This is a genomic window from Blautia ammoniilytica, from assembly GCF_025566965.1.
Taxonomy (GTDB): Bacteria; Bacillota; Clostridia; order Lachnospirales; family Lachnospiraceae; genus Blautia_A; species Blautia_A ammoniilytica.
The window spans coordinates 104,065-118,107 of the sequence record NZ_JAOQJL010000005.1; the positions used below are offsets into that span (position 1 = coordinate 104,065).

Here is a 14,043-nt window from a genome sequence, read left to right on the forward strand (position 1 = left end):
TACGGCTGTGTCAATAAGATTTCTTTAACTTTCTGAAATCAGGATATTTTGAAGCTGTACATAAAGTTTCAATATACGACTATTTTTTCCCAATACAAAATCAGGTTTCTTCCTGGTTTCCTCTGCTATTACTTCCGTTTTCTGGCTGCCTTACATACTTCCAGAAGGTGTTCTCCAATGGTGTCCTGTATGATTACCTCCGCATATTGATGCACATTTAATTCAACCCATAAAAAAGTACTTCCGATTCCACCGGAAGTACTTTTTTATATCATATTTAGCTCATGGTCTTCATTCATAAGTGCAAACCTGGTTCCCAAAAGTTCAGCCAGCTGCCGGTTATGTGTAATTGTGATCAATGTCTTTCCAGCCTTATGAAAGTTCTGTAGAAACTCTATCAACATGTCCTGGGTCTTTTCATCCAATCCTGCCAAAGGTTCATCCAGAATCAGCACCTCAGGATTCAAAGAAATAATACATGCAAGAGAGACTTTACGTTTTTCTCCCCCACTCAGATGATAAGGCGGTCTTTCTCTTAATTTCTCTATTCCAAATAACTTCAGACAATCTTCTGTGCGCTCATGAACTTCTGCTTCTGACAGTCCCATCTGGACTGGTCCAAATGCAATCTCTTCTTCTACACTTCCACAAAATAATTGGGTATCCGCATTTTGAAACACATATCCCATCTGCTGATGAAACCATTTTGCAAACTTTCTGTCCTTCAGTGCTTTCTCTGTAATTGCATGTCCCTTATAAAGATACTCTCCCTCCGAAGGAAAAATGATCCCATTCAACAGCTTGATAAGAGTAGATTTTCCACATCCGTTTGGTCCCTGAACAATTACAGAATCTCCTTTTTCAATATGAAGGTCAATATATCTAAGGGCTATTTCATTCTCATATGCAAAACACACTTTTTCCAGATCAATCATGTCTATCTCCTCTCAATTTAACTCCAAAATACTCTCGCAGATATTTTGTACTATTCTATCCGCTCACAGTAAATGCCGATCTGCCAGATTCACTTTAAAGTTCTTCTCAGCTAAGGTATATATACAAAGCTGCACATCCCACCATTACCAAAATATACATCAGATCGATCAGACTGTATTTCTGCTTATGTCTTATTTCATACTCGCCCGTAAATCCCCGACAGCACATAGCTGCATACATTTCTTCTTCCATTTCACTTGCTTTAAGAAATGTAATTCCAAGCACACCCGAAAAAGCTCTTGCCTTATCCGGATTTTTACCTACAGATCTCAAGCAGACTGACCGCAGAACATCCATACATATCTCTCCCAGAACAGAAATATATTTCAATGTTATATCCAGGGTAAAAATGAATATCGTCGGTATTCTAAAGCTTCTCATGCTGCCTGTCAGTTTATTCCACGATGTGCCTGATGACAATATCCCCACCAATGTTACCGATACATATACTCTCGCTGTTATATTTGCCAGAGCTTGTGGATTTCCCATAAATACAGCAGGCAAAAGAAGAAGTATCGAAATCAGAACTGCTCCTGCTGTTCCATTTAAGATCTGTCTGATGGCTGCAGCTGAAAAAAAAGCCAGACGAACAGTCACTGCAGCACACATGATCAATACAAACAGATAATTTCGTGCTGAAGCTGTCAGAATTATAAAGAATATCGTATAAAACAATTTAAGAGAAGGAGCAGCAGAAAATCTGCTGTCCTTCCCTTCATTAAATCTAAATTTTGCAAGTACAGACAATACAGATTTCGTGCTTTTGATCAGAAAGGATTCTCTGTCATTTGCAGGGATGTACTCTTCCTGCCCACACATCCACGCCGGAATCTCTGTTATCTCTGTTCTGTCATTATCCATTCTTATGCCGCTTTCTTTTTGAAATCAACCTTGTCCTTCATAAGAGAAGAAACGATCTTAAAAAAGATCACCAGTATTGCCACGCCTACAACAGCAGAAAGTATATATCCTGTCCATTCCGGCATACCGGCCATCGAATAATCCGGGAACAAGGTCGAAAGCTCAAATCCACTTTTCATTCCTGATGGTGTATACCCAAGCTTTACACCTCCACTGACAAGCGTTGCCATTTCATCAACACCCCATTCGCCCCAGGCTGTACCTGTGGCAAGAAGACCAATCGGTGTCAGTACGATAAGCACTGCGGTCAATGCGTACAACGGTTTAAAAGAAGTCTTATCCGGAACTGCATCCAATGCGGAAGGAGATACTTTTTCTACAAATGCCAACACTACTACTGTCAGCACAATCTCTGCCAGACCAAATAAAGTGATATGTCCGATCATCATCGCCGGTATAGACACACTTAGAGGATATGGACAATAAAGCGCCTGTCCCGCCGCATCTTTAAATAACAAAGGCTGTATTCCAAATTCAACAGCTGCGCAAAAAGCAGCTGCGTTGATCCCCACATAGGAGCCGATTGCAGCACTAAGTTTACGCTTTCCTGTCTTTTTCAGAAGCAATTTATACAGGAAATATCCCAGATAAGGCAGTACAAAAGCCATATTAAAGCAATTCGCTCCAAATGCGAGAATCCCTCCATCACCAAAAAGCAATGCCTGTATCAGCAACGCAATAGATACTGATATACATCCTGCTGACGGACTTCCTGTGAGAATTGCAATAAGCGTTCCTCCTACTGCATGCCCTGTAGTACCTCCCGGAAGTGGTACATTAAACATCATTCCAAGGAATGAAAAAGCAGCGCCAATACCAAGAAGCGGCATTTTTTCCTTTGGTATTTCCTTTCTTACTTTGTTGATTGAATACCCCCATGCAGGAACCATGGCTGCTGCCATAACTGCACAGGTTGATGGGCTTAAATAGTTCTCAGGTATATGCATAATATACTTCCTTTCCCTGTGAAAACTTTATTTTATTTGGTGCGCGCCTCTTAATCGGCTATATTGTAGCACCACATTAAAGTGCCAACAACCCACCCCAGGGGATAAGAAAGCATTCCAATCTGTTATATATGCCTGTTATTTTTTCATAGGTGGCAGCTGCTGTCCCATGAATATCCTATTTCTTTCGCTATTTTTCGGCTATATCAATATCTAATATATCACCCACAAGTCCCGTCCTTGCAAGCATTGCTGACGCATTTTGAACCATCCCACTGCTGTGATCTTTTTCTTCCCTGATACAGCGGTAATCCTAATAAATAATCAACGCCAGCACCATATATACCAGAATTGACACAATACAGTACAAGGAATTTGTAGTAGATACATATGCACTGCTTTCTTTTTTATTCAGGAATGTCTGCATACTGAAAGTAGCTGGTGCAGACATATACAGAATGATGGCCAGATCCATAAGCTGTGAACTTCCTATAAGAAAATGGACAGCAAGAAGAACCCCTGCCATCATCACCGCCTGGACGCAAACGCGAAGTACAATTGTCTTTATACATGGTCTGATCAGTTCTCGGGTCAGCTCCATACTGTACCCTACCACAAGAAGGATCATGGAAGTTACAGAAGTGGTAAGAATATTTTCAACGCTAAGATAAACACCTCCAAAAAAGCTTTCAACAAGCCTTGAAATGATCCCGGTTAATCCGGCTGCAATTCCCAAAACGCTGGCTACAAATGCAGGAGTTTTTACTGCACTGAAAAACAGTGCCTTTGCACTAATCTTTCCTCCATTTTCAGTCTGTCCCAGCATTCCCATATATACACTGAAGCCAAACAGCAGTCCTGCAATATCCAATACAGCAATCTGGGAAAGATGTTCACTGCCGCACAAACTGGTATATAGTGGATAGGCCATCATTCCCCCTTCGTATACACAGACCATGTAGGGCAGATATTTTTTATATGGCTCTTCCAATAATGGTTTCAGTAAAAATCCAACCGAAAAAGAAATCAGCAGCATCACAAACATGATCCCTACCAGCATACCGATTTTTCCTGTATACTCTGCTGTTGCCAGCGCATGGAAAATAGCCACAGGCAGCATAATATTTGTAACCAGACTTTTTATGTTGTCAATACCGCTTTGTGTTAATACATTCTTCTTTCTGCACCAGATGCCAAGCAGGATCATAACCAGCACAGGCATAATAATTTCCAGAACCTTCATCTCATACACTTCCTTCCTCATATCCTTCCTTTTGTTTATGGCAGCTTGTTCACACACCTGCAATCATAGAAAAAACCACATTTGCTACTCCGCACAACACCATGACTAATATAGGATTTACCTTAAACTTCCGTAACAGCACCAATGCGATCCCAAAAAACACCATCATCCGTACACATATATTTTGTCTTATAAGCTGTATCGTTCCGTTGACAAAAAAAGAAGAAATCAGGATGGTCACTCCCGCTTTCGCAATCATAGCTACAACTGCCGGGCGAAGAGAAGCCAAGGTTCCCTGAAACACAGATACATTTTGATATTTTGTATAAAGATGTGCCAATAAAGTCACCATCACACAGGATGGAAGAATACAGCCAAGTGTTGCAACCACAGCTCCTAGTGGTCCGATAATCTGCATACCTACAAAGGTAGCTGCGTTTACTGCAATCGGGCCAGGTGTCATTTCTGCAATTGTTACCAGATCGGTAAAGGCATTCATAGATAACCATCCATGCAAATTCACCACCTGTTCCTGTATCAGCGGCATTGCTGCGTATCCACCGCCGAAGCTTAACGCTCCAACCTGAAGAAAACTAAAAAAAAGCTGAAGATAGATCATTTTTCTTTTCTCTCCTTTATTACCGTGCGGACAATTCCAAATACGATCGTTGCTAATATAATGAAAATAATATTAATGTTAAGGAAGTAACTGCAGCAAAAGCTGACAGCCATGATCAGGATATTTATCCAGTCCTTTGATTTTACAACATTCTTCCCCATGTCATACACAACTGACATGATCACTGCACCAACACCTGCAGTCATTCCTTTTAATAATGCAGCAATATAATAATTAGAGCAAAACGCATTATAAAATACCGAAATTAAGGATAAAATCACCATAGGCGGTATAATGGCCCCCAGAGTTGAGACTAGCACTCCTGGTATGCCTGCAAGCTTGTACCCAACTACGATCGCTCCATTCACCGCAATGGCTCCTGGCGAAGACTGTGCGATGGCTACCAGATCCAGCATTTCTTCTTCATCGATCCAATGGTAATGATCCACAAATTTCTCTTTTAGTAAAGTCACAATCACATAACCGCCGCCAAATGTAAATGTGCTTAAATATAAACAGGCAAAAAACAATTTTCGCAATATATAACCTTTATCTTTTGATTTTTCTTCCATAGTCCACTCCTTTGGCCTGATAAAAAACGTTAATTCATGAATGCTTTCAGCATTTTTCCTGCAAATCATATTGTGCCACATATAAGCATTTTAGTAAATATAGGTTCTGTTTATTTTATAAAAATTGCGCATCCCACTCCTCTCACCCCTCACCAAAGTAATCAGAATGTGATGCGCAGCTGTTTAAACTGTGTAGCAGTTGTTCCTGCAAGCAGGAGATTTATTAAGCACAGAAAAGCTTCTGTTGGTAATCAGGCATCCGTCAAAAATCCTGTGCAATTTCAACCATTTTATCATAACAAGTATCAAAAAATAAACGATATCCTTCACAGAAATAATTTTCCCAGGTACCATCTGGCAGTTTGTTTCTGTTTCTCTGGCAACCGCCCCTGCATAGCTTCAGGTATCTGCAATTTTTACATGTCTGGGAAATTTTCAGAGATTCTTCCTGAAAACGGATTTTTTTCCTGTTTTCATCCATCTCTCCAAAAGTATCCGTATTGGCATTTCCAAGACAGTACTCATCCATCATATAGAAATCACATGGGTATACGCTTCCATCTGCTTCGATCACGTACTGAATCCCACAGCAGCCTCTCTGATCACAGGCCTCCGGTTCATATCCTTTAAGAATACCTATATAATTGTCAAACTGTCTGATATAAATCGATCTGCCTGTATGAATATCTTCACTCCATTTTTCAAATAAACGGATCAAAAACTTTCCATATTCTGCTGGATCCAGCGAATAATGCATTTTTCCTTTTTCCTGCTGCAATGGATCAATGCATGGTATATACTGTTGATAATCAAATCCTTTTTTGCTATAAAAGCTATATATTTCATTCAAATATTGTGCTGTCTGATCATGTACAACTGTAAGAATATTGAAAGGCACATCATACTGTTTCAACATTTTGCATGTTTCAAGGATTCTGTCAAAAGTTTCTTTTCCATTTTTGGCATGGCGGTAACAATTATGGGTCTTCCATATCCCATCCAGTGAAATTCCAACAAGAAATCCGCAGTTTTTAAAGAGTCTACACCATTCTTCGTTAATATTTGTCCCATTTGTTTGAAATGCATAAGTAACAGGAATCTTCTTTTTATTATATTTTTCCACATACTCTGCTACTTTATAATAGAAATCAATTCCTCTTAGTGTTGGCTCTCCGCCCTGAAATGCAATCGCACAGCCTCCTTCTGCATATGCAAGTGCTTTGCGAATAATATTTCGAGCCGTCTTTTCTTCCATCATCCCATAGGATTTCTGCGTTCTGTTTTTTTGTTCATCACAGTAAAAACAGTATTCACATAACATATTGCAGCTTCCAGATGCTGGTTTCATCAAAATGCTGACTGGTGGCATTTGTCTATTCCTTTTCCTTTTAATATTCGTTTATCAAATGCATGGAAAAATCCATATTTTTCATAATTGCACTGTCAAAATTCTTTTTGATCAGCTCATGCTTCAATACCTGATAGGATTCTTTATTCCAGAGATTATCAAATTCACATGGATCATTCTCCAGATCGTACAATTCCCCGAATTCCTTCCCATGGTAATTCACTATCTTGTACCTTCCATCAAAATACATTGTAGCATAAATATCTTCATGTGTTCCCTTCAGACAGTGATAGAATTCAGAATAAACAGAATCCTTATGATGATCTTTGTCCGCAGTTCCAGTTAAAATAGGTACCAGACTCTTTCCTTGCATAAAATACGGCACCTCATAACCTGCAAGTTCCATCAGTGTGGGGGCCAGATCTACCAGTTCCACAAGCGCATTTGATTTTACATTCTGAAGGATCCGTGACGGACAGGATATAATCAGGGGCACATGTGTAAGTGCTTCATAAAAATATGCACCCTTCCAATATAAACCATGATCACCATTCATCTCGCCATGATCACTCATATAGATCACTACTGTATTTTCTCTTTCTCCGATCTTGTCCAGATAATCCATTAATCGGCCAAATTGATCGTCTACAAGCTCTATTTCTGCATAGTAATCGCGGAAATGTTCTCTCTTTTCATAATCTGTCAGCTCCGGAAACGGCTCTGCCTGTCCCTCCTGACCACCAATGTAAAAATCCCTTTGCTGATGGGGCGGCTTATTTTCCAATTCACCCTCTTTCCAAAGTGGCAGCGGCATGTCTTCTACTTTCAATTTATCTTTGTATTCCTGTGGTGGGTCCAGCGGTGGATGTGGATCATATGGATTCAGGCTTATCAGCCAGGGTCTGTCCTTGCCTCTGTTCTCTTCAATAAATTCGATTGCTTTTTCCACACACCAGGTTGTTTGATGATATTCGGCTGGAACTCCTACTGTCTTCCCGGTAAAATTGGGGTTCGGAGTTGGCGGCCATGTTGCCATGCTTGTATATTTACCACCATAGATATCTGCCCATTTCAGGCCTTTCTCCTTCAGCCAGTTCTGGTAACAGTTTTCCCCATGCAGCCAGTCATCATTTGGATGCTCACTCCACTGCACATATGTATATCCATCGTCAGTTCTGTTCTCCATTCTGCCTTGTGCGGATGTGAGATGTAATTTGCCTGACAAACCACAAACATACCCTTCATCTGCAAGAAGCTTTGTAACCAGCTTTTCATCCTTTGAATAATTATCATTTCCATTGTAAAAAGCTTTTGTTGTTCTCGGATAACGTCCTGTCAGAAAGCATGAACGACTTGGTGTACACACCGGTGCCTGTGTATATGCCCTTGTGAATGTAACACCTTCACTGACAAATTTATCAATATTCGGTGTCTTAATATATGGATTACCCAGACACCCAATCGTATCCCATCTTTGCTGATCTGTACAAAACCAGACAATATTCAATGGCTTCTCCTGCGCCATAGTATCATCCTCCCAGTTCATAAAATAGTAAATTATTAAAAAGTCCTTGTTCTAATTCATATTCAGCCCTATACGATCATACAATTCCTGTGGTGCTTCATTTTCTTCCAAAAGCCCTTTCATAGCCTGTATCATTTTATCTTCTACTACTGTATCCATAATAGATGTATCCTGATCTGGATCATCCTTCAGATCAAACAACAGGTCACCGTATTTCATGTGCTCTTCATACTGATAACACGAATTATTGGGAGACGTTGCACCTGATGCCGGAATCTTCATAACCGGTATTCCCTTTGTAAACCCAAAATCTTTCACCATTTCAACATCCGTATTCTGCAGTTCCTCTACAGAAAATGGTTCAAACATATGCAATGGCACAATTGTATAATTATTTAGACTGTTATTCTCTTTGCGTCCTGCACGCATATATACATATCTTCCATCTGTAATATTGACATGCTTTCCAAAATAGCCAAACAAAATGTAATCATGAATTGACTTTTCATCTTTTAAAACGGGGAAAAGTGACTTACCTTTCATATCAGGTGTTGGCTTAATTCCAAAATAATCCAGGATCGTTGGTGCAATATCAATTGTCTGACAAAGCTGTGAACGTCTTTCTCCAGCACAACCAATGGCAGGATTCCAGATAAAGAATGGTGTATGGACAATCTGGTCATAATTAGGCATATAATTTTTTCCAAAAAAGCCATGTTCCCCAAGCATATATCCATGATCCGTATTTACGATCAACATGGTATCTTTCCACATATCATGCTCATCCATAAAATCCAGAATTTTACCAAAATGCTCATCTATCATAGAAAGGACTGCCCGATAGTTGGTTCTTGCTTCGCTTACTTCTTCTGAACCTTCATTTACCTCTCCATAGAAAGGCCAGTCAAAGGGCTGTTCTTTATCTGTATACATCTTTTTGTACTTATCCGGCACGAAATACGGTTCGTGGGGATCAAAATATTCAATATGTAAATACCAGTTATCTTCCTGATAATTGCTTTCGAGAAATTCAAGTCCTGCCTGACACGTTTTCACATGCGGATGGTTTTCTCCTTGCATATATTTTCTGTTTATTTCATCCTGGCGATGAAGATCTATATTTTCTTTAAACCCTTTTACTTCTCCCTTCCAGAAATCACCTTCCTGGCCTCTTATCATCTCACATGATGCAAACTTGGTATGATAAGTGCTTCCGCCTTCCTGCCAATAATGTGCATGATCCGTCACGCAATGAGTATATATTCCGTTTTTTCCCAGTATGGACGCAATAGAATCGTCAAAAGGTTCCAACGGTCCCCAACATCTATGTAAAAAATTGTATCTTCCTGTGTGAAGTTCTCTCCGTGCAGGAATGCAGGGAAGACTTCCAACATAAAAATTATCAAATGTAACTGTTTTTTTCGCCAGTCGGCGAAAATTCGGCATGATCGACAGATTATCTCCATAATTCGGAAGGTATTTTCTGTTCAGAGAATCATACATAACAGTAATTGCCCTCATAGGTTCACCTCTCTACCACCATTTAATTAATTCAGTAACTTCATTTCTAAGTTTAACAAACTCCGGTGCTGCAATATCTCTGGGCCTTGGAAGTTCATTTATCAGTGTTTTCTTTACTGTAGTCGGTTTGTTAGTAAGAACCATGATCTTATTTCCTAAATAAACCGCCTCTTCAATATTATGGGTAATAAACAAAACCGTCGTCCCTGTCATCTGCCACAGTTTTACCAGTTCATCTTCCAGTTTAAACCGAAGCTCAATATCCAGCTGTCCATATGGTTCATCCATCAAAAGAAGTTCCGGTTCTGTTGCAAATGCCCTTGCAATACTTACTCTTTGAAGCATACTTGCAGAAAGCTGTTTCGGATAATATTTTCTGTATTTTGAAAGGCCTACGATTTCCAGATATTTGTCTACCTGTTCCTTTTTTCTTGCTTCAGGGATTTTCTTTATATCAAGACCAAAGCGCACATTTTCTTCTACAGTAAGCCATGGCATAGTGGAATCTCCCTGAAAGATATATGCAATATTCTGCTTTTTTGGATCTACCTGTTCTCCATTTAGAAGAATTTCTCCATCAGTGATATCATAGATCTTTGTAAGACTGTTCAGGAATGTTGTTTTTCCACAGCCGGTAGGACCAACTACACACAAAAGATCTCCGTCCTCAACATCAAACGACATATCATTTAATACAAGCAGGTCTCCAAATTTCTTTGTCAGATGATTTACTTTTACTTTCGTCTTTTTTTCACTCATTGGATACCATCTCCCTATAATGTGCTGTCCAGAATGCTGGTAATCTCTTTGCGGAGAGCCAGGAATTCCGGGGAAACCAGATTTCTCGGTCTTGGCAGATCAATCTTATATTCTCTTTTAACAGTCGCTGGGCAATTTGTAAGCACCAGGATTCTATCTGCCAGGTAAAGAGCTTCCTCAATATTGTTTGTAACAAAAATAACGGTTCGTTTTTCAGCTTCCCAAATTCTCTGCAGTTCCTCCTGCATAAGATATCTTGTCTGCGCATCCAGTGCTCCGAATGGCTCATCCATAAGCATTAGCTTTGGTTCATTACAATAAGCACGGGCAATACCTACTCGCTGCCGCATACCTCCTGACAACTGTACCGGGAAAGACTTTTCAAATCCGCTCAGCCCCACAAGATCAATATATTTCTGTGCACGTTTCTGTCTCTCTGCTTTTGGAACTCCTGCCATTTTCAATCCATATTCTACATTTCCCATTGTGGTCATCCAGGGAAATAATGCAGTTGACTGAAACACAACTCCCCTGGAGGAATCTGGCTTGGTAATTTCTTTTCCCATAAATTTCATACTGCCAGCTGTTGCTTTTTCAAATCCTGCAATCATATTAATGATTGTCGTCTTGCCACACTGTCCAGGTCCAAAAAGAACCAGAAACTCGTTTTCTCTTGCTTCTAAATCTAAATTTTGAACTACCGGATGTTCGCCCTCCGGAGTAATAAAAGTTTTGCTCACATTTTTACATTCTACAATATTATTGTGATTTATTTTCCGCTCTTGTTCCATCGGCATAATACATCCTCCGCCCTTCGCATTATAATCGCCAGAATATAACCAACAACACCGATCATCACGATTCCAGAAAGAATCTGTATCATATCATTGTTATTCATTCCGGCTACGATCATCCATCCAAGTCCTTCTGAAGACCTTACCATCTCGGCAGCTAGTACAGTTGCCCAGCTGCTTGAAATAGCAACTTGTAATCCTGCAAAAATATTTGGCACTGAAGCAGGAAGCACGATGGTAGTAAAGATTTTACGTTCACTTGCGCCAAGCATTCTTGCTGCATTGACAATTTCCGGATCAACACTTCTGGCTCCAGCCATAGAGTTCAACGTTGTATTAGAAAATGATGCCAGAAAAATCAAAAAGATTTTTGCATCTTCGCCAAGTCCAAACCAAATAATAGAAATCGGGATCCATGCAATCGGAGGGATCGGACGGATAATTCTGAATAATGGATTAAAAATCGCTTCTGCAATCCGATACCATCCCATTAAAAGACCAAGCACCACACCAACTAACGAACCAATTATAAATCCAATCATTACTCGTAACAGACTATATCCTGCATGTGCCAGAATACTATGGCGTCCAACTTTTCCCACAATACCTGTGCCTACAGCCTTCAATACATCAAAAGGTCCAGGAATGAGTAATCCAAGCTGTGTAGCCTGTGTCCCCCAGTACCATAAAATGATAAATGCTCCTATGGATACCACTGCACAGACAGCACCTATTGATTTTTCAGATAGTTTTTTTCCATTTGTCATTTTGCATTCATTCCTTTCGCAACATGAATTTCCACCAGATGAAGCAACGCATCAAATATTGCTCCTACTGCGCCAATAGCCAGCATTCCAACAATGATGATATCCGGTCTGGAAATTGCCCTTGCCTGCTGGATCATATAACCAAGTCCTTTTGTGGATGCAAGGAGTTCAGCTGCAACCAACGCTGTCCAGGATGTTCCCAGAGCTACTCGAAGTCCTGTAAAAATCATTGGAAGTGCGGTCGGTATTGCGATTTTAAAAAGCTTCTGACTGTCTGATGCTCCAAAAACATCCCCCACCCACAAGTGTGTTTCTTTTGTCTGACGTATTCCTGTGTAGCTGTTTACAATACAGGCAATCAACGCACCCAGAAAGATAACTAATGCTTTTGATGTAATTCCAATACCAAACAGCAAAATAAACATTGGAATCCATGCAAGTCCGGGAATCGGACGAACCAGGTCAAACAATGGTCTTACAAATCTGTCTACCCATTTATTCCATGCCATTGCTATACCAAGCGGTACCCCTACGAGTGCGCCCAATGCATATCCTAACAAGGCAACTTTAATACTGGACCACAGATGTGCCTGCAAGGTTGCTCCATCAGGAGCTTTCGTATGCAGCTTATCTAAGAACGTATTGAAAACTTTTACCGGTCCCGGAAATACTGTTTCTGATTTCATATGAAATACATTGATACACAGAAACCAGATTAGAATTACTGTACAAACTGAGACAACGGAAATGCAAAAATATTTCATTTTATTCTTTTGTTTCATTTTTACCCTCCATATTTTCTCTTAAATCACTTGTGGGACTGATTTTCAATTCTATTGAATTAAAATCGTCCCACAAGTGATTTTTCATTTCCTATCAGGATTCTGCATTTCTGCTTTTCACTGTTTCAATAAAAGATTTATCAATGCTATTTTCTACATTTTTAATATCGTCATCTGTGAGCATTTCCTGATCTACATAGAATTTTCCGATATTCAGCATAAATGCGCCTAACGGATTCTCATCTGTATCTACAGTTTCACGTGTAAAGTAATCTTTTACTGCAACTTCCGTACTCATATCTGAATCACTATATGTAATTCCTTCGTCAGCATACCACTGCACAGCAACTTCTTTTCTCTCATCTTCATTTGCCATAATATCTTCACAGGCTTTATAGTAGCATTCCAGGAACAGTGCCAGATCATCTTTTCTTTCTTCTGCCACATCATTTTGTGTGAAAATGGTATCAATAATCGGACTGTCAGAAACCATATTCATATCACATACTTTAACATAACCTTCTTCTTCAAGCTGATTGGTATATGGCATTTTATTGGCAACAAGATCTCCCTCGCCTGTAACAAATGCCTGATATGCCTGCGGATAATCCATAGAAACCATGCTGAAATCATCTGCTGTCAATCCAAAATGTTCCATATACTTAATAGCCTGATAGTGGGCTGTTGTTGCCAGAGGCCCTAAAATGGAAGCTCCTTTTAATGTTTCCGCACTTCCAATAATTCCATCCTCATCAGCGCCTGCTTTAGCTATGTCACTATCTTCCCTTACATAAATGGATTCGCCGCCAGTTGTGATAACACCGTCGCCAATATACGTGTACATTCCTGTTCCAAGGGCATAAATAGAAGCCATTCCACTGACAGCCACATCCAGTTCTCCTGCTGCCATTGCTTCGTTGATCGGTGCACCAGTTGCAAAAATCTCAAGATCTACATCTAAGCCCGCATCCTCAAAATATCCCTTTTCCTGAGCCCAATGTACCGGAAGGCCAAGTGCATTTGCCATTGTTCCAACAATCAATTTCTCTCCAGAACCTTTCAGTTCATCTGCGCTTACCGGAACAGCCATTGTTCCTGCAAGCATGCAAGTTGCTACTACTAATGCCACTCTTCGCTTCATGTAAAAACCTCCTGTTATTCTTTTTTACTGTCTTCTTTTGCTTTTGAATACGTATTCATTTGATGTTTTATTTATACCATAAATAATAATTATTGTCAATAAGTTTCC

14 protein-coding genes are annotated in these 14,043 nt (G+C 39.9%); all 14 read right to left on the bottom strand.

What is annotated here, in order from left to right; all coding sequences use genetic code 11:
* Nucleotides 1-266: 266 nt before the first annotated feature.
* The gene (locus OCV61_RS03865) at nt 267-935 is read right to left on the bottom strand and encodes an energy-coupling factor ABC transporter ATP-binding protein (protein ID WP_158420737.1); all 669 of its coding nucleotides are present in this window, start codon (nt 933-935) and stop codon (nt 267-269) included.
* A gap of 106 nt (nt 936-1,041) precedes the next feature.
* A complete protein-coding gene (locus OCV61_RS03870) occupies nt 1,042-1,857 on the bottom strand; it encodes an energy-coupling factor transporter transmembrane component T family protein (RefSeq protein WP_158420738.1) in 816 nt (271 codons plus the stop codon).
* 2 nt (nt 1,858-1,859) lie between these two features.
* Nucleotides 1,860-2,864: a cobalt transporter CbiM gene (gene cbiM, locus OCV61_RS03875; protein ID WP_158420739.1), complete on the bottom strand. Its 1,005-nt coding sequence runs from the start codon at nt 2,862-2,864 to the stop codon at nt 1,860-1,862.
* A 313-nt stretch (nt 2,865-3,177) separates the two neighbouring features.
* Nucleotides 3,178-4,128, bottom strand: coding sequence for an AEC family transporter (locus tag OCV61_RS03880; RefSeq protein WP_262582668.1), 951 nt, complete (start codon nt 4,126-4,128; stop codon nt 3,178-3,180).
* Nucleotides 4,129-4,156: 28 nt separating this feature from the next.
* Nucleotides 4,157-4,726, bottom strand: coding sequence for a chromate transporter (locus OCV61_RS03885; protein ID WP_158420740.1), 570 nt, complete (start codon nt 4,724-4,726; stop codon nt 4,157-4,159).
* Nucleotides 4,723-5,298, bottom strand: a complete 576-nt coding sequence (locus OCV61_RS03890; protein WP_158420741.1) for a chromate transporter — start codon at nt 5,296-5,298, stop codon at nt 4,723-4,725. Before OCV61_RS03890 ends, OCV61_RS03885 begins: the two co-directional genes overlap by 4 nt.
* Nucleotides 5,299-5,560: 262 nt before the next feature.
* Nucleotides 5,561-6,667 carry an anaerobic sulfatase maturase gene (locus tag OCV61_RS03895; protein ID WP_158420742.1) on the bottom strand — a complete coding sequence of 369 codons (1,107 nt, stop codon included), beginning with the start codon at nt 6,665-6,667 and terminating at the stop codon, nt 5,561-5,563.
* A 19-nt stretch (nt 6,668-6,686) separates the two neighbouring features.
* On the bottom strand, nt 6,687-8,171 hold the full coding sequence (locus OCV61_RS03900; protein WP_158420743.1) for a sulfatase family protein: 1,485 nt from the start codon (nt 8,169-8,171) through the stop codon (nt 6,687-6,689).
* A 51-nt stretch (nt 8,172-8,222) separates the two neighbouring features.
* The gene (locus OCV61_RS03905; protein ID WP_158420744.1) at nt 8,223-9,692 is read right to left on the bottom strand and encodes a sulfatase; all 1,470 of its coding nucleotides are present in this window, start codon (nt 9,690-9,692) and stop codon (nt 8,223-8,225) included.
* Between the two features lie 12 nt (nt 9,693-9,704).
* A complete protein-coding gene (locus OCV61_RS03910) occupies nt 9,705-10,451 on the bottom strand; it encodes an ABC transporter ATP-binding protein (protein WP_158420745.1) in 747 nt (248 codons plus the stop codon).
* A 14-nt stretch (nt 10,452-10,465) separates the two neighbouring features.
* A complete protein-coding gene (locus OCV61_RS03915) occupies nt 10,466-11,242 on the bottom strand; it encodes an ABC transporter ATP-binding protein (protein ID WP_158420777.1) in 777 nt (258 codons plus the stop codon).
* The gene (locus OCV61_RS03920) at nt 11,221-12,012 is read right to left on the bottom strand and encodes an ABC transporter permease (RefSeq protein ID WP_158420746.1); all 792 of its coding nucleotides are present in this window, start codon (nt 12,010-12,012) and stop codon (nt 11,221-11,223) included. The genes OCV61_RS03915 and OCV61_RS03920 overlap by 22 nt, the downstream gene beginning before the upstream one ends.
* Nucleotides 12,009-12,794, bottom strand: coding sequence for an ABC transporter permease (locus tag OCV61_RS03925; RefSeq protein WP_158420747.1), 786 nt, complete (start codon nt 12,792-12,794; stop codon nt 12,009-12,011). Before OCV61_RS03925 ends, OCV61_RS03920 begins: the two co-directional genes overlap by 4 nt.
* 94 nt (nt 12,795-12,888) lie before the next feature.
* Nucleotides 12,889-13,935, bottom strand: a complete 1,047-nt coding sequence (locus tag OCV61_RS03930; protein ID WP_158420748.1) for an ABC transporter substrate-binding protein — start codon at nt 13,933-13,935, stop codon at nt 12,889-12,891.
* Nucleotides 13,936-14,043: the final 108 nt, after the last annotated feature.